General features: G+C 41.6%; 21 protein-coding genes. 5 read left to right on the top strand and 16 right to left on the bottom strand.

Annotated features, from left to right (window positions below; translation table 11 throughout):
• Positions 1-11 precede the first annotated feature (11 nt).
• From AC0YN6_RS26065 to AC0YN6_RS26030, 8 genes are all read right to left on the bottom strand, one after another.
• On the bottom strand, positions 12-3,164 hold the full coding sequence (locus AC0YN6_RS26065) for a DEAD/DEAH box helicase (protein WP_475750604.1): 3,153 nt from the start codon (positions 3,162-3,164) through the stop codon (positions 12-14).
• 53 nt (positions 3,165-3,217) lie between these two features.
• Positions 3,218-5,650 carry a DEAD/DEAH box helicase family protein gene (locus tag AC0YN6_RS26060; protein ID WP_475750602.1) on the bottom strand — a complete coding sequence of 811 codons (2,433 nt, stop codon included), beginning with the start codon at positions 5,648-5,650 and terminating at the stop codon, positions 3,218-3,220.
• Positions 5,643-5,969, bottom strand: coding sequence for a pyrophosphohydrolase domain-containing protein (locus AC0YN6_RS26055; RefSeq protein ID WP_475750600.1), 327 nt, complete (start codon positions 5,967-5,969; stop codon positions 5,643-5,645). The genes AC0YN6_RS26060 and AC0YN6_RS26055 overlap by 8 nt, the downstream gene beginning before the upstream one ends.
• A gap of 301 nt (positions 5,970-6,270) precedes the next feature.
• Positions 6,271-7,308 (bottom strand): plasmid pRiA4b ORF-3 family protein, encoded by a 1,038-nt coding sequence (locus tag AC0YN6_RS26050; protein WP_475750598.1) that lies wholly within the window; start codon positions 7,306-7,308, stop codon positions 6,271-6,273.
• 270 nt (positions 7,309-7,578) lie between these two features.
• On the bottom strand, positions 7,579-8,505 hold the full coding sequence (locus AC0YN6_RS26045; protein WP_475750597.1) for a patatin-like phospholipase family protein: 927 nt from the start codon (positions 8,503-8,505) through the stop codon (positions 7,579-7,581).
• A 148-nt stretch (positions 8,506-8,653) separates the two neighbouring features.
• A complete protein-coding gene (locus tag AC0YN6_RS26040) occupies positions 8,654-10,330 on the bottom strand; it encodes a type 2 periplasmic-binding domain-containing protein (RefSeq protein WP_475750595.1) in 1,677 nt (558 codons plus the stop codon).
• 104 nt (positions 10,331-10,434) lie between these two features.
• Complete coding sequence (locus tag AC0YN6_RS26035) at positions 10,435-12,045, bottom strand: response regulator transcription factor (RefSeq protein WP_475750593.1); 1,611 nt, start codon at positions 12,043-12,045, stop codon at positions 10,435-10,437.
• Positions 12,023-13,861, bottom strand: a complete 1,839-nt coding sequence (locus tag AC0YN6_RS26030; RefSeq protein WP_475750591.1) for a sensor histidine kinase — start codon at positions 13,859-13,861, stop codon at positions 12,023-12,025. The genes AC0YN6_RS26035 and AC0YN6_RS26030 overlap by 23 nt, the downstream gene beginning before the upstream one ends.
• Before the next feature lie 144 nt (positions 13,862-14,005).
• On the opposite strand from AC0YN6_RS26030, the gene AC0YN6_RS26025 reads away from it, so the two are divergent.
• Together AC0YN6_RS26025 and AC0YN6_RS26020 are read left to right on the top strand one after the other, a co-directional pair.
• The gene (locus tag AC0YN6_RS26025; RefSeq protein ID WP_475750590.1) at positions 14,006-14,956 is read left to right on the top strand and encodes an ABC transporter permease; all 951 of its coding nucleotides are present in this window, start codon (positions 14,006-14,008) and stop codon (positions 14,954-14,956) included.
• Positions 14,957-14,971: 15 nt separating this feature from the next.
• Positions 14,972-15,844: a carbohydrate ABC transporter permease gene (locus AC0YN6_RS26020; RefSeq protein ID WP_475750588.1), complete on the top strand. Its 873-nt coding sequence runs from the start codon at positions 14,972-14,974 to the stop codon at positions 15,842-15,844.
• Positions 15,845-15,925: 81 nt separating this feature from the next.
• On the opposite strand, the gene AC0YN6_RS26015 is transcribed toward AC0YN6_RS26020, so the two are convergent.
• From AC0YN6_RS26015 to AC0YN6_RS25985, 7 genes are all read right to left on the bottom strand, one after another.
• Positions 15,926-16,315 carry a hypothetical protein gene (locus tag AC0YN6_RS26015; protein WP_475750586.1) on the bottom strand — a complete coding sequence of 130 codons (390 nt, stop codon included), beginning with the start codon at positions 16,313-16,315 and terminating at the stop codon, positions 15,926-15,928.
• A gap of 78 nt (positions 16,316-16,393) precedes the next feature.
• Positions 16,394-17,098, bottom strand: coding sequence for an ABC transporter ATP-binding protein (locus AC0YN6_RS26010; RefSeq protein ID WP_475750584.1), 705 nt, complete (start codon positions 17,096-17,098; stop codon positions 16,394-16,396).
• Positions 17,098-18,195: an ABC transporter permease gene (locus AC0YN6_RS26005; RefSeq protein WP_475750582.1), complete on the bottom strand. Its 1,098-nt coding sequence runs from the start codon at positions 18,193-18,195 to the stop codon at positions 17,098-17,100. Before AC0YN6_RS26005 ends, AC0YN6_RS26010 begins: the two co-directional genes overlap by 1 nt.
• A 181-nt stretch (positions 18,196-18,376) precedes the next feature.
• Positions 18,377-18,667: a hypothetical protein gene (locus AC0YN6_RS26000; protein WP_475750581.1), complete on the bottom strand. Its 291-nt coding sequence runs from the start codon at positions 18,665-18,667 to the stop codon at positions 18,377-18,379.
• A gap of 57 nt (positions 18,668-18,724) precedes the next feature.
• Complete coding sequence (locus tag AC0YN6_RS25995; RefSeq protein ID WP_475750622.1) at positions 18,725-19,870, bottom strand: DEAD/DEAH box helicase; 1,146 nt, start codon at positions 19,868-19,870, stop codon at positions 18,725-18,727.
• Positions 19,871-20,043: 173 nt separating this feature from the next.
• Positions 20,044-20,520 (bottom strand): GNAT family N-acetyltransferase, encoded by a 477-nt coding sequence (locus AC0YN6_RS25990; protein WP_475750579.1) that lies wholly within the window; start codon positions 20,518-20,520, stop codon positions 20,044-20,046.
• A 209-nt stretch (positions 20,521-20,729) separates the two neighbouring features.
• Positions 20,730-20,852: a hypothetical protein gene (locus AC0YN6_RS25985; protein WP_475750577.1), complete on the bottom strand. Its 123-nt coding sequence runs from the start codon at positions 20,850-20,852 to the stop codon at positions 20,730-20,732.
• 172 nt (positions 20,853-21,024) lie between these two features.
• Here AC0YN6_RS25985 and AC0YN6_RS25980 point away from each other — a divergent pair, with 172 nt between their 5' ends.
• On the top strand, positions 21,025-22,125 hold the full coding sequence (locus AC0YN6_RS25980; protein ID WP_475750576.1) for a GerAB/ArcD/ProY family transporter: 1,101 nt from the start codon (positions 21,025-21,027) through the stop codon (positions 22,123-22,125).
• Between the two features lie 504 nt (positions 22,126-22,629).
• Here the strand turns inward: AC0YN6_RS25980 and AC0YN6_RS25975 are convergent.
• Positions 22,630-23,484 (bottom strand): phytanoyl-CoA dioxygenase family protein, encoded by an 855-nt coding sequence (locus AC0YN6_RS25975; RefSeq protein ID WP_475750575.1) that lies wholly within the window; start codon positions 23,482-23,484, stop codon positions 22,630-22,632.
• Between the two features lie 136 nt (positions 23,485-23,620).
• Between AC0YN6_RS25975 and AC0YN6_RS25970 the strand changes: the two genes are divergently transcribed.
• Together AC0YN6_RS25970 and AC0YN6_RS25965 are read left to right on the top strand one after the other, a co-directional pair.
• Positions 23,621-24,472, top strand: a complete 852-nt coding sequence (locus AC0YN6_RS25970; RefSeq protein ID WP_475750574.1) for an AraC family transcriptional regulator — start codon at positions 23,621-23,623, stop codon at positions 24,470-24,472.
• 372 nt (positions 24,473-24,844) lie between these two features.
• Positions 24,845-25,225, top strand: coding sequence for a hypothetical protein (locus tag AC0YN6_RS25965; protein WP_475750573.1), 381 nt, complete (start codon positions 24,845-24,847; stop codon positions 25,223-25,225).
• Positions 25,226-25,290: the final 65 nt, after the last annotated feature.

Raw genomic sequence — 25,290 nt, 5'->3', positions numbered from 1 at the left:
TTGTTCACATCCTATACGATTACTTTATTAGCCGCTGGTACTAGTGCTGGAGGCATTTCCTCCTTGAGTCGCCAAATAATGCTCATAGGCTTATTCCCCTCATGCCTTACATACTCCGCTTCTCCCAGAAACACAAAAGGGGAAGTAGCATTATTCTCTTCTTTATATTCGCGAACGAAGAGGACAATCCGATTACCAAGCCTCTTGTGATGAATATATCTCTGTGCTGTATTCGATTCCTCAGATGTTCGGCTTTGCGTTTGCCAATGAAACAAACGTTCATTAATGGCATAATCCTCATACAACGTGGATGGAGAGAAATCTTTATCCGATTTATTTAGTGTAATGAAGAAAATGTCTGTTTCCTTACTCTCAAAATACTTTACTCCTTCTCGGAAGCTAGGAGCCTTCTCTTCGTTCCAAAATCCGAATGCCGCCAATATCTGATCGGTTGAATAACGACAATGCAGATCTAACGGACAAGCATATGGGAAGTTATTTCTTTTGTCTACGAATTCGATATGCGAAAGGTTAAATTTCAAAATATCCAATACCTCTTCGTAGAATTCTCGGCAGACTAGAGCTGATCGAATTCCATGATCAATATCGCTGAAGCCCTGCTTCTCAGGCTCAGCCCTATAGAAGGTATAATAGAATAAACAGAGCATTATCCTCTCTTCCTCGGAATGCACCATATTCTCCTCTTCTAGGTATGAAATGAGAAATTTTAACAGTCTCCGTGAATTAAGATTTAACAGGGCAGGAATACGCTTGGTAACATAATCTATGTTTTCAAACTCAAATGCCTCTTTTAATCCAGCCTCTACCATTAAACCATGAAAAGTCCTTTTACCCGTCCTACCACCATAAAATTCATACAAATTCATCCCATGATAGCGAACGAAGTTCTCAAGTGTCAGTTTTTGCCCTGTATCCCCTTCAAAATACTTCATCTTATTAATAAGACTCTTACGATTGCTCGTTGACTGCTTCAAACTGTTCAGAATGTGCTCTTTTGCTTGTTTCTCCAACTGAATGAAGCTGCCTCTTGGTAAGCTAGAGAACCCATGCTCAACATAGTGCTGAACAGAACGTTTCGTTTTACCTAACAAAGCCCTAAACTTGTCTTGAAAATTATACTCCTTATGAGCCTGACCAATGAAATCAAGAACAGTTAGACATTCCTTATCCTCAGCTAAGCGTAAGCCACGACCGAGCTGCTGCAGGAAAACTGTTAAGCTTTCTGTAGGACGAAGAAACAGAATCGTATTAACAACGGGTATATCTATCCCTTCATTATACAAGTCAACGACGAAGATCATTTTCACTTCGCCTTTACCGAGTAGCCCTTTGGCTTGATCACGTTCCGCATCGCTGGAGCGACCGTGCAATGCGATTGCAGGTAACCCCGCTTCCGTAAATACTTTAGCCATATACATAGCATGATCTACACTCACACAGAAACCGAGGCCTTTGACGTCATTGAGGTCAGCAACGTATTTTCTAAGACTATTTAAAATTTGAGTAGCGCGTATTTTATTGTTAGTATATAGGTTTTCTAATTCCTGAAGATCATAGCCGCGCCTAGACCATTTCACTTGCGTCAAATCCACACTGTCCGTCACACCGAAATAATGGAATGGGCACAAGAGCTTACGATCTATTGCATCTGTTAATCGAATCTCAGCAGCTATAGAATCATCAAAGTAATGAAGAATGTCTTTACCATCCATTCGTTCCGGTGTTGCCGTTAAGCCCAACAAGATATGTGGCTGGTAGTGTAAAAGAAGCCTTTGATACGATGGAGCTGCTGCATGATGAAACTCGTCCACAATAATAAAATCATAAAAATCGCTAGTAGTCATTTCAGCTAACTTGAGCGAGTTGAAGCTTTGAATGCTAATAAACAAATGATCGATCGATGTTGCTTGATTACTCCCTACATGCAGCTCACCAAAATTTAAATCTTTCATAATGTAGCGAAAAGAATCCATACTCTGCTTCAGTATCTCTTCACGATGCGCGACGAAGAGAAGGCGAGCCCTTACGTTTCGCTGAGCATATCTTTTATAGTCGAATGCAGAAATAACCGTCTTCCCAACGCCAGTTGCAGCCACAAGAAGATTTTTCATTTTACCGTAAAGGATTCTCTGCGCCTCTAGCTTTTCCAATATATCCTTCTGGTAGTCATAGGGTGTAATATCAAATTGGAAGGTTAGAGTGTTACGCTCCTGCTCTTTCTTTCTTCCCAATGCTTGCTTGAGTAACTGCTCATGCTCGGCGTCTGTTGAAAGGAAGCTTTTGAATTCCCTATCATTCCAGTAGCTCTCGAAGGTCGCTTCAATCTTCTTAAGTACATCAAACGAATCCTTCTCCGTAATCTTAAGATTCCATTCCAATCCGCTTGTAAGTGCTGGGTTAGACAGATTAGAAGATCCCACATATGCCGTAGTAAAGCCTGTATCACGTTTGAACACATAGGCCTTCGCATGAAGCCGTGTACGATCAGTATCATACGATACTTTAATCTCTGTGTTGGTAAGCTTGCTCAACTCCATGACAGCTTTATAATCAGTAGCTTCCATATATGTTGTGGTGATGACCCGAAGTTTACCTCCATTTGAAGTAAACTGCTCTAATTGCTCCATTAAACAACGCAGACCACTCCATTTGATAAAAGAAACGAGCAGGTCAATTCCATCTGCGGATACAATCTCATGCTGCAGCTCACTCATCATATTGGGTTCCGAATGGGCACCAGTAAATAAAGAACTTTGCGATAATGGAGTCGTGGGACGTAACACTTTCTCATTCTTAATACTACGAATATGATTTAGTTTAGAATACACATAGGTGAGTACCTCACCCTGCTCGTTCAATTGCAAGTCGTTATACTCAGACTGTCCTAGACTATCCTTTAAGGTCGATATAATATCATTACAAGTTCTTACTTGTGCAAAAACAGCCTCTTCATCATTGCTATTCTGCTCCCTTATTACTTTCAATGCTCGCCTCGTCACTACCGCTAAATAGTTGGAAAGCAGCTTTCTTGCTTCCTCAGGGTCAAGCAGCTCTTTCCCAAACTCGTATAATGCCGGGTCAAGAGCAGATAACTGTCTCGTCGTAACGTTATTGATAATTTGCTCGTAAAGGCCTTGCTTCATGGCGCACCTCTGCTTTTATCAAGATGTCTAAAGCTCTGTAGAAATTGAAAAATCTAAACCACCGAATCCCCCTTCTTCTCAAAATACCCATGAAGCCGATACTCACAAATCTCCTTCGTCCAAGCATACACCTGCTCGACCTGCTCCTGCTGGATCTCCAGCTGAAGCTTAAACTCCCCACCATCAAACGTGATCTGCCCCTTCGAGCTTCCGCTCCACTTGCTCATCGGCATGCGGGCGATCAGAGCCGCAACTTTATGTACGTCATATTCCTTTAGCCTCGTCGTTTCCTTATCCGCAAAATCAATGTTTCTCCGATATTCCTTCTCCGTTAAATAACGATGAAAGAATGGAGCCGCATCGCGCGCATTAATGGGAGCCGTCCAACCCGTAGCCCCTCTATCCAGCATCGCAAGTAGAAGCACCATTTTATAGCTTTTGGCCATCAACGTGCTTTCCACTTCCTTCAACCATCGTTCAAATTGCAAATAAATCGCTGCCTCATGCTCATCAAGCTCCTTGCACCAATAGAGAAAGCCTACATAGGAGCCGAATTCCTGACGATACTCCTTGCTGCTCACATTCCCCAGAAGATGCAGTTCCAAATAATGAGGACGACGACCGAGTTCTTCTTTGACATCCAGATATACACTACGAAGCTTATCCTTACGAGGCTGCTTCTTGCGAGCCAGCTCTTCAAGCATATTTATCACATTCGTATCCAGCTCAATTACGCAGCCAATTGGAGGGATCGGCGTTATACTGTCTCTTTTCCCATCGTCATCATTACTAACTACAGTTTGAAATAGACTTAGCTTTATATCTGCATTACGATAGTTGCCGATTAAATCGATAATGGTACAAGCACTCTTTCCCTCATGTAGACGAAGACCTCTTCCCACCTGCTGGGTAAATACCGTAAGTGATTGCGTTGGTCTTACAAACAGCAGCGTATCGACAGACGGAATATCGACTCCTTCATTGAATAAATCTACTGTGAAAATAACTTGAAGCTCTTCATTTTCCAACCTTTTAATCGCTTCCTGTCTCGTCATAGAACGAGTATCCGAATGCAAGCTCAAGCTTGCTACGCCCTTCATCGAGAAAAAGTCAGACAGAAAGTTAGCCTGAATAATCGATGAGCAAAATGCAATAGTACGCGTTTGCTTATGACGATTCCAAGCCTCATATATATGAGCAGCCATTTCCTCACGAAGTTGAACTGCGAGCAGCTCGCTCTCATCATACTTCGAACCCAGCCATGTTAACTTAGAATAATCCGTGTCATCGTAAACACCATAATAATGAAAAGGACTCAGCCAGCCTTTTTGAATCGCTTCAATAAAATGCAGCTGATAGGCAACATTTCCATCGCAAATGGCATAAACGTCTTTTCCGTCCATCCGATCCGGTGTCGCCGTTATGCCGAGTAAGAATTGAGGTTGAAAATACGTCAACACCGAATGATACGATTTAGCAGCCGCATGGTGAAATTCATCGATAACAATTAAATCGAAAGCCTGTGGATCAAACCGCTCACGATGCATTTTGGCGCTCAACGTATAAATAGACGCAAATACAAAATCCGTTCCGGTTTCTTTTTCAGACCCGTTATATAATCCCGCTGTCTTGTTTGGCATAATATGTAGAAATGAACGCTTCGCTTGCTCTAATATTTCCTCTCGATGAGCCACAAATAGTACACGTTCAAATCTTTCTTTAGCGAAAAATCCTGCCAAGTATGTTTTTCCAAGCCCTGTCGCCATTACGATCATTGCTTTATCGTAGCCCTCTGCATACGTTATATCGAGTGCTTCGAGTGCTCCAAGCTGCGCCGGTCTTGGAGAAAGGACTACTGTCTTATCATAGGGCATACCTTCCTCCAGCTTCTGTTCCTTCTGCGGGAGCATGAGTTCCGACTCCTCCAGTTCAGAGATCGACTGTACCAGCTCAGGGTATTTTTGATGATAGGCAAGGTAAGCTGTTTCATAATAATTAATCGTTGTTTCATTGAGCGGCTGAGTAAACTCGTGATAGAAGTTTTTCATGAAGTTGTCTAATGCGTGCCGAAATGTAAAAGGCTCCGCCTGCGCGTTTACAGCTAAATTCCATTCCACGCCCATGCGAAAAGCAGACAAAGACAAATTAGACGAGCCGACTATAAACAAGCCTTGTCCATCCCCATAATCAAATAAATAGGCTTTGGGGTGAAATGATGCTCCGCGACTCCTCCATAATCTTGCTTCTATATTCGGGTGAATACTTAATAATGAACGAAGTGCCTCAGGCTGCGATACAAATAAATAATCACCAGCAAGCAGCTTTACCTCCGCTCCTCTGCTCATCGCTTCCTTTAAGTATGGCGCAAGCAGCCTTACACCAGAATCCATCACAAATGAGGTCAAAATATAGATCCCCGAAGCCTTCTGAATACTGGGGATCAGTTCATCTGCTAAATTCTCTGTAATCAGCTTAATATTAGGCATCTTCCACCTCAATGAGGTAGATACGCTCCTTAAACCCTCCACGCTTTTCAGCCTTCTCGGCACGCACTTGTTCCAGCTTCTGAGCCGTAACGCCATGTGCCTCCGCAAGTGCATGAAGCAGCTCCATAATATCTGCGAGCTCCTCTACCGCTTCGACACTAGATTGTGCTTCAAGATACTCATTCGTTTCCTCTACCAGCTTCGCACGCAGCTCAGTCAGATACTCTTCGTCATTAAGAATTCTTGTGCTTAATGTTTTACCTTGCTTCATAATAATTTCCGGTATCCGATCACGGACTAATTTATTGTATATGGGCATTTGGGGCCTCCTAGGTTGTTTGTTTAGCTTTATTGACTTTATCAACATGCTGGGCTCTACTTCCATACTTCCCCCCGATTTACTTGGTAGATTTCGACAGAATATTAAAATAGTCCTTCTTCGAGAAAATTCGAGTCCCAAAGCTTGAAGCAAAAAAAAGACGCTGCTATAAGCTAGCATACGTCTCAACCTTATTCTTAAATGCTATTAAATCCATCTTATTTGATCGTGCATATAGGATAAAGTATCGTGAAAGCCCCAACCGATTCCGTTCGTATCCGACACGATCGAGCTAATTCGTTTACTCGAATTCATCGAACAGTTCAGCAGTATCATCAAAATTCACCATCCGAATCACATCTGCATACATCGATTCCATGCTTTCGTAAAACCGAACGTCGCTATCGCCATAGGTAAGGGTGAAAGAAACGCCCATCTCGACGTAGAGCAGCTTTAGCTCAAAACTGTATTTCTCGCTGCCCGTCAGTTTTTCGAATTCGGATATTGCCTTTTTCGTCTCCTGCAGCCTCAGCTTTCCGTGGCCCCGCTGGGGGAAAAATTCATGTTCGACTTTTTTGCAATATTCATAAAATAGCGACTCTACCGCTTCTTCCCCCAACATTTTAACGGCGAGAAACCGCTCCATGTCTTTGCTGGTGCCATAGCATTCTTTTACAAGTTCCATCAACTGTTCATGGCTCATGCGCTTCAAATACTTGTTCAGAGACGTCTTGGTCAGCTTTACTGGCTTTTTATCCTCGACTTGCGGTAGAAGTGATTTCGGTATTATTCTCCGCTGGCGAAGCTTGTCATTCACTTCGTCACAGTGAAAACTCTCAGGATCATATCCTTCTCTAAGCCATTCTTTAATTTCTTCATGTTCCGGATGAATCGGATTAAGCAGCGCTTCCATCATATTCTGATGACCCCACACGCCGCCAACATCCTCCTGAGGACAGCTGCGCTCTCCTCCCAAACAAATGGGAGAGATAACCGCAGATGCTGACGTATCTATTTTCTCTAACTTAATTGTGTGCCGCCAATTATCTCCAAAATCATAGATGTAGGAGAATTCCGTATTTTCCATTTGCAAATGCTTGATGACAATTTCTCTCCGCGCATTCAGCACTTCACGTGTTTCCATATCCTCGAATGTCGGGATAGGTAAACCAATGACTTGTCCACCGATATGAAACTCATACAAATGGTAATCTTCCCAGCCCATTATCACTTGTATGATTTTATGAAGCTGATGAAACGTAATCTCCGGATGAAACTGAAATTGACGCCATATTCTCTGAGCAATATCATCCAGTTCAATTTTGCAAATATAGATCATCTAAGCTATCCCCCTATTATTTGAAAAAAAAGAATGCCTCACTAAGGAGGCGTTTTAACATTAAAAGCTTTATATTCTCAAAGCGGAAAACCGAATTTTCGGTAAGAACATTGCAATGACAGCCTATTTCAGATTAAATCTTGTCAACATTATAACATAGCTGTAACAGCTAAAAAAAGAAACATACTTGCCCCAAAAGCTAGTTCCAATTAAAGCAAGGGGTGCAACCATCATGGGGAAAAGATTCAGTGTAACGTCTTCTACAGTCTACTAGTGTTCTTTCGAAACACGAAATTCCTTAATGTACTTCTCATAGTCCCAACCATCCAGAAATTTTCGAGCTGCATTTTGCCCGAAGTTAAACAGCAAATCCCGGTCTTCTGCACTGAGATCAAACTGAGTAGCACCCACTCGGCCCGTTGGGATAAAAACAGTCCGGCTTTCGGAATGACTATCTACGTGCCGTAGGTCATGAGCTTTAAGCATTGTCTGGAACATGGCACGAAACATAGAAATGGGACCACGAATGTCATGAAATGGGGTTTCCGTACGCTCTCCTAATAACCGAAATCCAAACGTGGGCCAGTTCGGAATCCCCTCTACATCAAAGAGCCAGATTGGATAGTTGCTGAGAATCCCCCCATCGAGGATATAAAACGGATTTCTTCTTAGCTTTGTTTTCAATCGGTAAGGCTGGAAGAAGTAAGGAATCGTTGTACTCATCCTTACCGCGGCGGCTATCGGGAACTGGGAAGGAGAAATACCATAGCGTGACAGATCATCAGGCAGAACTAGCATCTTTCCGCTGCTAATATCAGAAGCAATAATTTTCAGCTTTCCCTCCGGCAAGTCCGCAAAGGTAGACACACCTTTTTGGTTCAGCCAGTACGTTAACTTGTCTTCCAATGGTGTGTTTAAGTAGATTCCTGAACGAAAAAGAAGCGGAAGCGCTTTGCCGACAAAGGGCAAATAATGAACCCATGTTTTTCCAAGTAAGCGGGAATAATCGAGTGTATTCATGATTTCTATTAATTCACGGCTACTATACCCACAAGCCAGAAGCGCAGCCACGACGGCACCGGCGGATGTTCCCGCTAAGCGTTCCCACTGGTATCCACTTGCCTCCATTTCTTGTATGGCGCCAATGAATGCAATCCCCCTTACTCCCCCGCCCTCAAACACACCATCCGCTTTCATAGACGTCTCTCCTTCCAGCCCTTTAGGAGCTCAATGAGTGTTCGATGGGTTTATATATACATATAACATTTTTGATGAAATCATGTATGAAGGAAAGACCAATAAGAAAAGCCCGCAGAAATCTCTGCGGGCTTCTCAATTCACCTTATTATTTTGAAACCGATTGGAACCATTCGTTAACTTCTTTCGTGATTTGATCTCCGCCATTAGCTTTCCAGCTAGCTACGAACTCATCGAAAGCATCAACCGGCAATTTGCCGTAGATGATTTTGTTGAAAGTTTCCATTTCTGACTGACGCAGAAGGTTCCATTTCGAAACCATCGTTTCAGTTGCTGCACCTGTAAAGTAGTTTTGCTTACGGATGTCTTTTTGATCCATAACAACTTTCGCTGCGTACCAGTTTTCTGGTTTGCGGAACTCAGCTGTTTGCTTCTCGTAAGGTGTTTCTGGAGTAGCACCTTCAGCAAGCTTAACCAAAGTTGTCATGAACAGATCAGGAATACGTGCTGGACCTGTGATGAACGGGAACTCGTTAGTGAATCCAGCAATTTTGTCTTTATTGCTTGTTGGCTCGCCATCAATGATATCCCAGTCATAACCTTTAGCAAAACCAAACTCATACTCGCTGCCCACAGCAGGATTCGCTAGGTTATCAAGCAAGTAGTTGTAGTACAAGAAAATTGCTTCTGGATGCTTCGCATCCTTATTAATCATAATACTAGCGTTAACGCCGGAGTTCTGCCATTTTGTACCCATATGACCATCCGGACCTGCCGGTACTGGATAAGCTTTATATTTTGAGCCTGGTACGTTTTTCAGCAAATCTGGAGCCGGCCAATCTGGTACCCAGTTTGCGCCTGGCAAGATGCCTGCTGCGCCTTTTGTCCAGCTTTCAGCTGACTTGCCTTCATCCCACAACGCGGAGTCTGCATGGATATATCCTTTGTCCATCCATTCCTGTAGCTTAGCAAGTGCTGCTTTCGCTCCTGGATTAACGGAACCATATTCAAGGTTTCCATCTTTATCTTTGTTCCATTGCTCTTGTACAGAACCATAAGCGCCGAATAACCAATCAAGACCGCCCATCCACGTGTTCGTAGCGCCTTTCAAAGAAATCGCTAGTGGATAAACATCCTTAGGTGCCAGACCATCAGGGTTTTCGTTTTTGAATTTGTCCATAATAACATCAAGATCTGCAATTGTTTTTGGAGCATCTAGTTTCAGCTTCTCCATCCAATCTTCACGAAGCCAAAGCAGCGTGTTGTCATTGTTCGTGTATTCCATCAATGGCACATTGTATTTCTTGCCATCTCTTGTGAACGGATACCAAAGCTCAGGATTCTTCTCAGCATGGTCCTTCCAAACTTTAGTTGCGTACTTGTCAAACAGCTCATCGATTGCAATAAACTGACCAGAATCGATTAGTTGGTTAGTCAAGACAGCGTTTGTCGGTACTTTTACGAAATCCGGAAGCTTCTCGCCTGAAGAAATAGCAAGTTGAAGCTTTTGTCTGTATTGATCATCACTAGCTGGATACCATGTATCCTTATGTTTCATACCAAGTGTTTCTAGCATCCAACGATCGTGGACATTGTTTTCCTTCGTATCGCCTTTACCGCCATAGTTCTTGATAGGCATTAATACTGTACTGAATTCAATCGGTGGATCGTATTTACCAGCAGCGAATACGCTATCAGCTGAACTAGTATTCGTTGAACCTGCTTCTTCCTTGTTTACGTTCTTACCGGTATTACCGCTGCAGGCAGTAACCACAACCATGACCACTGCTGCTAGAAGCAATCCTGCTTTTCTGAAATTAGCCATTTTCATTTCCCCCTACGGTGTAAGATCCTTACATGAGTAACTTTAACAATTTGTCTGGGGGGGTATCTATAGGATATTCTTAGTTTCCATAGGACTCTGTTAGGCTATTGATTACTGTCTCTATATTCCTGCGGCGTCACACCATATTGTCGTTTGAACACTTTGATAAAATAAGCCGGGTCCAAATAGCCAATTTCCGTGCTAATTTCATATACCTTCTTGCTAGTTGTCTTCAGTTTATGGCAAGCACGCTCCATTCGAAGCCTTGACACATAATCGCTTATTCCTTCTCCTGTCTCAATCTTATAAATTTTCGACAGATGAGTAGGATGCAGATTCACGTGATCAGCCAGCGCACGCAAGGATACATCCTCATGCAAATGGTCCTCCGCGAAAGCTTGGATTTTCTTCACATACGAAGATCGTATATCCTTGATTTCGTTAGAAGAGCCTAACTTCATCTTGCTAAGTACGTTAAGCGACCATTTTCGCAGCTTGCTAATAGAAGTGAACGCCTCTCCGCTTTGCAACGATTCCATCTCTGATCCAAGCAGCTTGACCAGCGTATGACCATTACGATGTGCAATCTGTGTGAACGACGATGCAATTAAGAAACCCGCCTCCATACAGTGCTCCCATGAATCAGACCATCTTTCATCCAGCTCCGCGCATACGCTCATTAACTTCTCTTCCGCTGCATCATAGCGACCTGCTTCTAGCAAGCTAATTAATGACGGCGGCATATAGAGCGCATCCAAAGGTCCCTGCGAGACACTCGGTTCCATATCACCGACCCGCATGACAAACTCACTCTCGTCCCCAACAATTTGCCGAAAGTAAGAATATGATTTACGATAATGATCCTGCAGCTGATTAGGAAATTTAAACCATTCCGATAAAACAATAGACAAAGAACCCTTCAAAAACTGTTTTACCTTATGCTGGAGCTGGATTGCAAGCTTCTCCAAGATCTTCTCTTTACCGAGGTTCGTACTATTTTGCTTAAGCTGAAGCAGGAACACAAGATAACCATGCTCCTCCTTAACACCCCATACCTCGGTAAATTCACTAAATATCTCTTCAGCCATGTTAATAATGGCATATTCCATTAACTGTTGGCCGTTGTTTTTATATTGCCCAAATTCCTCCTCCATACGGACGAGCAGCAGCGTACTATCTCCTTTGCAGAAGGGAAGACCATAGCTTTCCAGCTTACGTTCCCATTCCTCTTCTGACATTCGGTGACCATGTAAAGCATCAAGCAGCAGTTGACCGCGCAGCAGCGGTAAATTTTCCCTAAGGGTGAACTCTGTCCGCTCCTGTGAGCTGACAGCTTCCCATTCTGCATGCAGCTGGTCGATCGCCGTCTTAACTGCACCTAACAGCTCGCTGTCCATCGGCGGCTTAAGCAAATAATCAACCGTTTGATTTTGTACCGCTTTTTTGGCAAATTCGAAATCAGAATGGCCTGATAAAATAATGAATTTGATTCTTTTGTCTCTTAATCGTATTTTCTCTATGAGCTCAAGCCCTGTCATTTCGGGCATAAGAATATCCGAGATTACGATATCAATCGGATTTGTTTCTATAATTTGAAGCGCCTCATGCGCAGAGTAAGCTTTATGAACCTGCTCGATGCCTAGCGTATGCCAAGGCTTGTGCATCGATAAATTTTCAACCCAGTGCGCTTCATCATCTACTATAATCATCTGCATGTTGTATTTCTCCTTGTAAGGTAGAATGAGGTCTGTGTTCTTCTCCAGATGCTGTTTCCCAAACGATTTCTGTCCGAAACCCTCCTAATGGCGATTTCTTAAAACATAATGAAGATTTATCGCCAAATTGGTGCATGATGCGTTGATTCGTATTCCAAAGACCGCAGCCCATTTCCTCCTGCAGAGTCTCGCTCATTTTGCGATTTAACGCATCAATCACACTCTGCTCTAGTTCAGGTCCGTCATCATCAATATATATTTTACAATATCCACCCGACAGTTCGCCGTGAATTCGGATTTCACCCGATGTATAAGACTTCCCAATTCCGTGTATAACCGCATTTTCCACGATCGGCTGAAGCATAAGCGGAGGTATACGCTGTTTCAGCATTTCCGCTGGAATATCTATTGTATATTCAATTCTTCCGTTGCGCAGCTTCTGAATGTCCAAATAATTAATAAGCAATTTAACCTCTTCTTCGAGCGCAGCGGTTTGCCGCTCCATTCGGGTTGTATATCGGTAATACGCGCTTAGATTATAAGCCATCGACACAACCGCTTCCTGTTCCTTCATTTGAGCCATATTAATAATGTAGCCCAGACAATTATATAGAAAATGCGGATTAATCTGAGCCTGCAATTGCTTCAATGTCGCTTCCCTAGACCTGATCTTCTCATGCAGCACGTTTTCAATTAAGTCTTGAATTTGACGTGACATGTCGTTAAATCGGTAGAACAGAAATGAAAATTCATTATTCACGCTTGAGCTGATACGAAACGAGAAATCGCCGCGCTGCACGCTTTGCAATCCTTTGATCAACTGCCTGATCGGTCGCTGCACATTGCGGTAAAGCAGGATTGAAGCAGAAATGCCCACGACAAATAACAATATCATCGATAAATAAAACAGATTGCGGCTGATCGATATCGGCTTCAATATTTGATCGAGCGGAACAACGTCTACTACATGCCAGTCCAAATAATTTGATTTAACCGTGCTTACCAAATAGTTTTCACTGTGCAGCTTCACGACCTGCTGCGTCGTGTTATCCAGCGACAGCTCGTCCAAATAAGAAATCAATGCTTCCGAAAGCTGCTGATCCGCACTGCGGTTCATAATCGGAGCGTCACCCTTATGATAAAAAATCGGATCACCTTGTCCGCCTGCCTTATACGTGTCCAGCATGTTTTGAATATTTTCATAACTGAAGCTCGCTTCAATCACTAGATTGCTGCCATTAAGAGTACTCTGCTGACCGAATGATTCCGTGTAAAACCAATGAAAAGTTTTAGGTTCATTCCCATCATTCTCTATGCCATTGCCATAGGTCCATTTTCCGCTCATATTTCTCTTCAAATATTCCTCATCATATTCGGCAGGATTATTGTAATTGGAGATTAACTCTTTGTTCTGTTGTGAATATACAGTGTATCTGACTGGCCATATATTAATAACGCCCGATTGCAAAGCCATCTTCTCCTGAACGATAAATCTAGTCTGCATTCGGTCATAACGATCTTCCCATATTTTAAGTCCGTTGAACCTCTGGACATTCGGGTCTTTCGAGAATGTATTAGAGAAGTCCATCATCTGATTAATTCGCGAGTCAATTTGACTCGACAAAAAAGACAGCTGCTTTGTGTTAGATGCCTGTAGCTCTGTGCTGACAACGTTAAAGGCAACGTCATTTGAATACGTATACATAATGATAATGGGTATGAACAAAATTAAGATCAAACCATTCATTTTGGAAAATAAACTTAACCGGGCGCCCATCTTTCTTTTGATAAAAGCAAGACCATTACTTATCTCCATCGTTCATTCCTCCAGACGATATCCCCTAACAAAACCATATCAATCCTAACATTGTCATATAGTACAACGATAGAATTGCTTGATACTATATATAGCAGGGTTTCTTATTATACACAAACCAATTTTATGGAACGGGGGATAGCTATGGAAGCAAACACAGAAAAGCAAATGACATTGGAGACCACACCACGAGCAAAGAAAAAAGACAGATATAGACAACCTTGGATGCTGCATTTCATGGTGCTGCCGGCGGTACTTTCGGTTTTCATCTTCTCTTATATACCTATGACAGGTATTATTATGGCATTTCAAGACTATAAAGCTCCACTTGGAATAACGGGCTCTCCATGGGTAGGTTTGAAACATTTTCAATATATGTTTCAGAATGAATACTTTTTGCAGATTACATGGAACACACTATTTTTTGCTTGCTCCAAAATCGTGCTGAACTTGATCGTTCCGTTCACTTTCGCATTGCTGCTTAATGAAGTAAGAAATATGGGGCTCAAAAGATCCATTCAAACGCTCGTCTACCTGCCTCACTTTCTTTCTTGGGTTACGTTATCCGGGATATTAATTGATATGCTTGCACAGACGGGCATTATCAATCAATTTATTAGCAGTGTATTCGGCATTAAGCCGATTTTCTTCCTAGGTGACGGCAACTGGTTCCGTTTCACCATTATTTTCAGTGACGTATGGAAAGAATTCGGCTTCAACACGATCATTTTCCTTGCAGCGCTTGCCGGAATTAATCCAGCACTATACGAAGCTGCTGAGGTTGACGGTGCTGGTCGTTTCAAACAAACAACACATATTACGATTCCATCACTCATTCCAATTGCAGTCGTGGTAGCAACCTTGGCGCTTGGCAACGTACTAAATGCAAACTTCGACCAAGTGTTCAACTTGTACAGTCCTTTGATTTATCAGCAGGGTGATATCATTGACACCTTTGTATATCGTGAAGGTCTACTCAGCGGTCAATTCAGCTTTGCAACAGCAGTTAGCCTGTTTAAATCAGGGATCAGCTTACTTTTAATCATCATCTCTTATCGAATTGCTTATAAATTTGCCGGTTACCGGATCTTCTAGAAAGGGTGACAACATATGTACCATAAAACACTGCCTTACCGTATTTTCAGCATATTTAACAGTGCGTTTTTAATTGTTCTTTCCATACTATGCTTGCTGCCCTTATATCACTTACTTATGGTGTCGATGAGTGCATCCGCTCCCGCCAACGCGGGACTGGTCACTTTTTGGCCGATCGGTTTCACATTAGAAGCCTATACCAAAACATTCGACAATAGCAATTTCCTAACTTCTTTGTGGGTATCGACACTACGGACCATCCTTGGTACAGCGCTCTCGATGCTGGTTTGTACGCTTGCAGCTTATGCGCTATCCAAAGATTCTCGTGTCTTCCGTGCTCGCAATGTTTATCTTTGGTATTTTGTCGTAACGATGCTATTCTCAGGCGGTCTTATTCCAAGTTACCTCCTTGTCCTCAAGCTCGGACTAATGAATACTTTATGGGCGCTTATTCTTCCAGGTTTGGTTGGCGTTTATAACGTTATTCTTTTGCTAAACTTCTTCCGTACTGTTCCTAAGGATCTGGAAGAAGCTGCATTTATTGATGGAGCCGGTCAGCTTCGTACTTTCTTCATGATCTATTTGCCGATCTCCTTGCCAGCCATTGCAACAGTTTCCTTGTTCATTATGGTCGGACATTGGAATTCCTATTTTGACGGTATCATCTATATGAAGGATGCCGAGAAGCTGCCTCTTGCAAGCTTCATGCAAACCATTATCGTTCAGAAGGATATGACTAAGCTAGATCCGCAAATGGTTGCCAATATGTCGCAGCGAACCATTAGCGCATCGCAGATCTTCATCGGTGCCTTGCCTATTCTGTTGGTCTATCCTTTCCTCCAACGTTACTTTGTCAAAGGTATTGTAATCGGTGCGGTAAAAGAATAACTTCTGTATATTATTTCAGCCAGAGCAAATATAAAAAGCAGCCCGCGTGGCTGCTTTTTATATTTGCTCTGGCTTTGTTGTTTATTTATTCGCAAATATTTTCTTGTCGAAAAATAAAATGATAACAAACAAGAAAATGGCTAGCAGCAATATGCACGCGGGGATAATAAATCCGAGCAATGTTGCTGTGTTTTCCATTTTATTGTACAATAACATCCCTAGTGGCATTAGGCCTCCGCCAATAAGACTTGACCAAGCATGTATTACAGCTGTCTTCTTCATGCTTAACTCTTTAAACACATAATAGAAGATACCATATGCAAAAAGTGTCAGCCAGCCGACAACAAGGATATGGGCATGGGCAGGAACCATCGTGTAATCCTGTCTGCCTGCAAGGTCGGTTCCCATTAATGCTCCAATTAACGCGTAAATTGCTGCAACACGCATTAGCCATTTACTGTAAACTCTCATATTCGATTCACCTCAATTAGTTGTTAACAATAATTATAACCTATAGTGCAGTTTTCATCAGCTATCAACGGTTACCCGTCATTTTGCTGCGATGACTTGCTTCTCTTTTTGCTCAAAGAGCATTCCATCCTTAATCGTTACGATACGATTACATAAATCCAACACACGCTCATCGTGTGTAACCATAACTGCAGCTTTGCCTTTTTGCTTAACCTCTGACGCGATTAGCTCTACCACCGCTCTGCCTCGTTTCGAATCAAGACTAGCAGTCGGTTCATCCGCTAATATAACGCCTGGATCATTCATGAGCGCCCGAGCAATCGCTACCCTTTGGCGTTCACCTCCGGACAGCTTCTCAGGATAATAATCCATACGATGAAGCAAGCCTACCTGCTCTAGCAGCGCTTTCGCCTTCTGCTTCGCTTGTCCACTATCTGTCCCTGCTAATTTTGACACGAGCAGCAGCTGGTCCATTACTTTCAAATAAGGAACAAGATTCGATGCTTGAAAAATAAACCCTAGATTTTTCACTCTAACCTCGCTCAATTCACGTGAGGATAAATTCGTAACATCCTTCTGATTAATGAGAATACGCCCGCTTGATGGAGAAAGTAACGCTCCTGCGATGGAGAGAAATGTGCTTTTACCGGAGCCTGATGGACCAACAACGGCAACAAATTCCCCTGCCTTGACGTTTAAAGAAACCTTTTGCAGTGCTGTAACAGCCGTTTCACCTTCACCATAAACCTTATTCACCTGTTCAAGAATGAGTTTTTCCTTCATTATTCAACCCTCCCAATCGCTTCAATGGCATCCACTTTAGCTATCCGACCTAGTGATAACAACGCACCGATAATCGAAACCAGAATAAGTAATCCGGAATATTGAGACAATATATCTATTCCTAATTCAAACGGCATACTCTCTGGCAAAATCGCACTCACGCCAAAGGTAAGTCCGATACTTATAGCAACCGCTCCAATTGCCAATAGTAATACTTGACCGATTAAATTGCTTGCAAGATAGGAGGTCTTGGCACCAATTGCTTTTAACACGCCGAACTGACTAATTTTTTGAAGCGTGATGACATAGAAGAAGACGGCTTGTATGAAAGCTGCAATGACAATCAAGAAAGCAATCATCATCGTCAATGAGCCTTGTTCTTCCTTGAAGCCAGGAATGCCTTGCACTGCTTCTTTTTTAGTAATGACTTCATCCTCAGATAAGCTCTGTTGCAGCGCTTCTTTATTTAGACTATCTGTTTTTACAACAATCGCATTATATGAAGCTGTTTTTTTGCCGAAAGTGGTTTGCATGAGCTTATTAAACTGTTCGATATCCATAAATACGACTGGCGTATGGCTGAATTTCTGATTGCTCGTGAATCCGACTACCTTCCACTCAATACCTAGCTCCTTATCCCCAAGCGTATCGCCTAGCTGAACGCCTTCTTCTTTAAGCGACGAGTCCACAACAACTTCATTGCTAGCTGCTATGCTCTTTCCCTCTGAAATATTCGGCATGACTTTCCCAGCGGGCTCGACACCAAATAAAGCGATATCCATCTTCTTCTTTGAATCATTCCGATATACCGATAACATCGTTTGAGCAAGCGGCTCAGCTTGTGTTATTCCATCTAACTGACGAACTTCATCCAGCTTCCCCGCAGCCAGCTCAGAGCGAGTCAGCTTATGCTCGGAATCAGCTTGCAAAACATAGAAATCGGCATCCATATTTTTCAGAGCAGAAGCATTATCAGATGAAAGCCCGTTCGCGAGTCCAGACACAATAAAGGTTAACCATGCGACGAGAACCATAATTAATCCAATTAAAAAATATCTGCCTTTCGCATATTTCAATTCGCGTATCGCTAGAAACATGTTCACACCATCTCCATTCCAACTGTTGATACCTGAAGTTTACGTTTGGAATATGAACAGAGCGTGAATGACTCATTACAAAGTGTATAGCACCTTCAGAAAACGCAAAAAAAGCTCAAGCACGTAATCGGCTCAAGCTTCAGCTTTCTTATAAACAACAGAGTTTTAACCCATCGATTGTTTATTTATTAGCGTTATATTCAGATGTCGCTGTATCAAGCATAGACTGCCAGTTAGCAAAATCCGTTTCTCTTGCAACATGCCGATCAAATAGCTCATCCGGTATGTTCTGAACATCTTCTCTCGTCTCTACCTGAAAGTTGCCCTTCTCTAGAAACGCATTAAAGCTTGTGAAGCCGGAATGCTTGCTCATAAATGATTCTTTAAACAAATCATCGAATGAGACATGATTCGGATCCTCTTGAATCGATTTCTGTCCTTGCAATTCCTTCAACAAATCTTCAAATGACATTGGCTTTTGCTTTCTCAGATGATCACCCCTAGGTTTAGTTATTATATTCCAACCCGCTTAGCTAATTAGCACCCCGTCAGAATGCTCAGTCACAACAGGAATGGTTTTGCGAATCATTTTCTCAATATCCTTCAAATACGGAACTTCATCTTCTTCGCAAAAAGAGATCGCGATTCCGCTTAATCCAGCTCTGCCTGTTCGACCAATTCGATGAACGTAAGTTTCCGAAATATTTGGAAGGTTAAAGTTGATAACATGTGAAAGCTCGTCAATATCAATTCCCCTTGCTGCGATATCTGTAGCTACTAGGACCCGCGTTGCGCCGCTTCTGAAATTGGTTAATGCATTCTGACGAGAGTTTTGAGATTTGTTCCCATGAATAGCTTGAGCGGAAATATTCACTTTAGTCAAACCGCGAACGACACGATCCGCACCATGCTTCGTACGCGTAAATACGAGTGCTGAAACAATCGATTTATCTTTCAACAGGTGATTCAATAAACCTTGCTTGTTTCCCTTATCTACAAAATAGACCGATTGCTCTATCCGATCCACAGTAGAGGACGCAGGAGTAATTTCCACTTTTGCCGGATTAACAAGCAGCGTTTTTACCAGCTTTGAAATCTCCGGAGGCATAGTAGCCGAGAAAAAGAGCGTTTGTCTCTTTTTTGGCATTTTCGCGATGATTCTTTTCACATCGTGGATGAAGCCCATATCGAGCATTCTGTCAGCTTCATCAAGCACTAATATTTGTACATATTGTAAATCGACAAACTTTTGATTGATTAGATCGATAAGTCTGCCTGGAGTGGCAATAATAACATCAGCACCTTGTTTGAGCGAACGTTCCTGTACCTTTTGTGAAACACCGCCCACGATTGCTACGCTGCGCAAGTCGGTAAATTGTCCATATGCGCGCATGTTTTCTTCAATCTGTAGAGCAAGCTCTCTTGTCGGTGTTAAAATCAAAGAGCGAATACGACGCTGTGCCTGAGGTTTAGTTGGCTGCTCGCTTAATAATTGAATAATGGGTAGAGCAAATGCGGCAGTTTTCCCTGTTCCGGTCTGAGCACAGCCAAACAAATCCCTACCCGCTAGTACCACGGGTATCGCCTGCTCCTGAATCGGTGTAGGCGTCGTATAATTTTCTTTGCCTAACGCTTTTAGTATCGCTGGGCTAAAATTTAATTCATTAAAAGTCATTTTTTCTCCTTCAATTGAAACCGTATATTCCAAATCATGCTGCATTTATAATCTCATAGCATCTCCAAAATCCGTTCCTTTAAGACATAACAAGTAACTATAGCATAAAAATAAGAAATAATCGACATAAACCTCTATCTTACAGACAGAGGCCTGTTCCTTTTTTCTATTTTTTAGTTAAAGGTCATCCATGGTGTAGTTCCCAAAACTTCAAAGTTCTGCTTATACCAAAAGTTTTTTGTTTGAGCTAGTGTGTACACATACATTTTTTTATTCGGATATTTCGCTTTGAGATAGTTAATAAAGGAAGCGGCATAACCCTTGCCTTCAAATTCTTTCAATACATCCAGCGCTTCTATAAAAACAAAATCCTTCTTGTTTTTGATCTCTATATAGAAGTCCTTCTCCAAATATTTCTCATCGTCGCTGAAATAATCTTTTTCCGCCTTCTGAATTAACTGCTTAGCGTTCGCGTATTCCCAAACGACACCATATCCAACCATTTGTTCTTCCGCTTCGATGACGTAAATTTGTTCTGGCAGTTCTGACCGATCCTTCGTGCTCAATTCACCAGCGTGATAAGAAGAATGGATTTCGCTTAATAAGTTCTGCATTTCTTGATCAAATGGTTTTGCAATAATAGTAGACATTTTCAATCTCCTTCTTGCTACTTAAAGCATTTATCGTATTCAAAGAAAAAAGAAGCAGGGCATCATTTCGTTCCCAGCTTCTCTTATTGTTTGTGTATGGTTTATTGACCTTAAATATCTTACCATAAATGATCGCCACTCACTAGTCGTTCTCGCTTCCATTTCTCGTCTAGAAGCGGCTGTCCTTAGCCTTTTATCAAATTATTCGACTATCGGCCCTTTTTCCGAAAATTTTGAACGGTATTCATAAGCTTTTGGCGCGCTTCCTTATTTTTCATTAAATAGGTGACACCCGCTCCAATTGCAGTAAGCAGCAGTTTTTTCTTACTCATCGTTACTACCTCCCTAAATTCCTCTTTGTATGGATATATCACCATGAATTAATATGCACATATATAATAATTTTCATCAAAACCTCAAAGGGATGAAGGAAGAAGAAGCGTATATAATCATAAGTAAATTCCAATAATAGAACCAGACCTGAATAAGAAAAAAGGTGATCAAATGCTTGAAAATGGTAAAATATCAAGTCGTCAATTGATGATTTTATGTTTTTTTGTAACGATTGGTGACGCTATCTTAGTTCTTCCAGCTATTCCAGCCGTTGTAGCCAAACAAGATACTTGGATTTCGGCCATTTTTAGCGTCGGAATTGGGTTGTTAGTGTTACTTTTATTCCTTGCTCTAAACAGACGGTCCCCTAACTATACATTGATAGAAATGAGTGAAAAAATTTTTGGGAAATGGATCGGAATGTTTATCTCTCTTCTATATGTATGTTATTTTTTACTCGTTGCTGGAGAGTATCTAAGGGAAATAGGTGATTTTTTTACGACTCAAATGATGCCCCAAACACCCATACTATCCTTCCTTATTCTTATTATGGGGATTGTCTTGATGGGAACCCGCCTTGGATTAGAACCTATGGCTCGATGCGCGGAAATCTTATTCCCTTTTTTTATATTGTTCTTATTGCCTATAATTGTCTTTCTTTTGCCTAGCGCTCAGATTGAAAACCTGCAACCTATCCTAGAAGATGGATTTAAACCAATACTCCGAGGATCATTAACTTTTATCACTTATCCTTTTTTAGAACTTGTTATTTTTTTAACGATTCTCCCATATGTATCTCAAAAAGCACAAGTGAAAAAGAGTTTAATTCTAGGGGCAATGTTAGGAGGACTTGTAATAATTCTTATTTCAACTGTTTCTATTCTTGTACTAGGTGCCGATCAAACCAGCAGGAATCTATACCCAATCTATACATTAGCTAAAAAGATAAATGTTGCCGATTTTATCACAAGAATAGAAGCTGTGTTAACATTTGCATGGTTTATTACAATTTTTTATAAACTTAGTCTGCTTTTTTATGCAGCAACATTAGGGCTGGCTCAAACTTTTAAATTAAATGAATATCGTTCACTTCTTTTTCCTTTAGGAATAATCGTAATCGTCTTATCAATCATTATTGCTCCAAACATCGTCTACTATAATAATGTGATTTCATACTTCCACCCATTCTATACCATGACCATGTGCCTGTTCATTCCGTTATTCATGATAATAATTACTGGAATTAAAAGAGTGACAAAAATAAGTGGATAGTTATGAAGTCAATTCGCATGATAAAGCACGAAAACCCGCATAGAAGATCCGCCAGCCGTATGCAGAGGACCAATGCATGAGCAAGATATACATTACAGAAAGATAACAATGTAGTTAAAAAAGGTTCGGTTCCAATAAAAGACTACATTGATTTGAAACCTGGGAAAGAATACAAGTTTACTCTGAATTAAGTCTCCAATATGGTCACCCTAGCTAAATTTCAAAGTTACAACTATAACAAAAAGGATGCCTGAATTGGCATCCTCTTTGTTAATCATTTGAAGTACACATTAATATCCTCAATGTTGATCTGCTTATCCGTAATCCTAACCCTTGAGTAGGAGTATCCCTCGTCCATAATACCGTTTTTCTTATTGTATCATAATGATGATAATTAAATTGTCCTGCCAGCCAGTTGTCATTGAACTATCGTTACCCGTTAGTTTAATGCTCATCCAATAGGTAATTTAGAAAGCAAACAGATATGCTATCTACTAATAACTTCTAATACGCTCCAATAGGTATATTCGACCATTTCTCTAACCACTGCTCATACGTTTCTACAGATTCGGGATTGTTAAGGCTTTGTGCTATAAAACCCTGAGCCTTCCCAGATGTCGTCGCTGTTGAAGTGGCTTCATAACGAATGTCCATGGACCATCGCACATGATCGGAGTTGTTAGGAAGAGCCCTATGAGGAAGTAGTTGATTAAAACAGAGTACATCTCCTGGTTCCATCTCTATTGAAAGACCCTTCAAATGCCTGGCATCTTCTTTGCTTAGCCCGAGGAATTCGGTTTCTTCATCAATTGCACCTTCTAATAATGTGTCTGTAAAAAAACCAGGGGCAACTTGCAAGCAACTGTTGGCTTCAGTCACCTTTTGCAATGGCATCCACATCGATAGGACGTGTACATTCTCAGCATCCCTGTAGTATTGGGCATCTTGATGCCAAGGTGTATCGGTCCACTTCTGATCCGGCAGCTTTGGTCTTGCATTAAAGACGCCATGAACAGAAAGTTCCGACGTACCTAGTAGATCCGAAGCCACTTTCAACATAACAGGATGTTTGAAGAAATTATACATATCCGGTCCGACAAGTTCTCTTCTAGGACTACGGCTATATTTAGGTTTACCAGCTATTCTCCATAGCTCGACAAGACGACGTTGAAAATCAAGATCCTCTTGTTTATCCTGCAACAGTCCTTCTTTGCTCCACTTCTCTACCAATTCATCAACCCATTTCATGAGGATCCCGGTAGCCATATCCAATAAATCTGATGGGATAACACCTTTCACATGCAAGTAATGATTCTTCCTGTAAAATTCGACTTGCTCATTCGTAAGTAAGATGGACATCGTAACATTTCTCCTTTTGATGTTGTTTAATATTATCGTAACGTCACGAAATCGCTACGGATACGACAGAATTAGCTTGAAATTTAACCATTTGTCGTTAATATTTAGTGTGGACGAAATAGGAGAGTGACGACATTTGGAACAGAAATTCATGATTAGTACAATGAAAAATCCCATCTCAATAGGAAATATCCATTTTACAACCGTAGAGCCAGGATGGTCGTATCATCTGCATAATCATAAAGGTTATGAACTTCTATATTGTCATTCAGGAACCTTCATGGAGTGGATTCATGGAGAATCTATAGAAATGAAGTGTGGAGATTGGTTATTGATTAGTCCAGGAGTTAACCACAGCACGATAAATGTATCCCAATATGCCCTTGCTTATTTTTCGATGCATTTTGACTTAGAGGATGTAAAAGTTCGAAACGAACTAAAAAATATGAATTTTGTTCATCTAAGAGGTCCCTTTTTCAATTTACAGAACTTGTTTACGGACATTCAGAGGGAGATCGGCGAAAGCTCGACGGAGAATGGCGATTTAACTACGATCCAAAATCTTATGATTCAATCCATGATTCTTCGGTTGTTAAAAGAATTACTGCAGCTGATATTGTTTCCTAATGATCGTATTGTTCTCAATAACAAGATTTTGAATATAGGAGAAATTGAACTAGCCAATACCATTGAACGCATGCTCCATGAATTCATGGATTCAACTATCACTATAAATGGAGTCGCTGAAGGATTGTATATTAGTAGAAGCCATTGCAATGAAGTATTTAAAAAGGTCTATGGTATCGCCCCTCGTCAGTATTTAAGTATGCTCAAAGTAAAAAAAGCGGAAGCTTTAATTCTGCACTCAGGACTTTCTATGGAAGCCATTGGCGAAAAGTTGGGCTTCTCGTGTTTAGGTAGCTTCAGCAGACAGTTCCGTCGTTGGACCGATCTGTCACCTCTGCAGTATAGGAATTCGCAGCGCTAGTAGTGAGAAATCCGAATATTACTGTTCCGTTAAACTGCCCGTTACCTTAATAAAATGAGCAGGTCACCTCAGCACCTGCTCATCAATACGTTATTCAACTATCGTATCCCGTTAGCGTAATGGGACGGTACCAGTCTAATTCTTTATTTGCTTTTAACAGCGAAGCGTTTAGATGGCTCAGGGTAGTCTGCCTGATTCCGCCCTCTTCGAATAGCCTCGAGCAGGTCATAGGAGCGTAGTGACGGCAGCTTAAATACCATTGGGATTTAGGGACGGTGAGCCGGGGGATTAGAATTCTTTCATCAAGAGTATTCAATATTCCAAAAATTTGTAAAATGACTTAAAATATCCTCAATGGGGGGAGGTGAAACAATGAACAAGTTTAAAAAATTAATTTTGCCAATGACATGCGTGTTTGCCATTTCTGCTGCCGTTCCATCTGCATCAGCCGGAGCTGGAACATGGGATTATATTGGCGAAGAAACTGTTTACCAGAGTGGCAGCAGCTGGGATTCTGGCGGAGGTAGTTGGAAGGTAACAAGTGACTCATACAATACAGTCTGCGTAAACTATGAGCTTTGGGAATATGATCCTTATGATCCAGATGACTATATAGGAAAGCGCACTGTCTGCCCTGGTAAGAGTAATGTATTTGATGTTAGCGGATTTACTGACGGTGGCGGTCAAGCCGAACTTTACGTGAAAAAAACGAATTATAAAAGTACTCCTACAAGAATGATTTATCACGACTGATCACAAACAAGCCCGTGCTTGAAATCAGAACGGCAGTCCTAAAACTGAACTGCACCCCGTCAAGT

Source organism: Paenibacillus sp. J22P15 (assembly GCF_056269345.1).
This window is presented reverse-complemented; position numbering and strand designations above follow the sequence as displayed.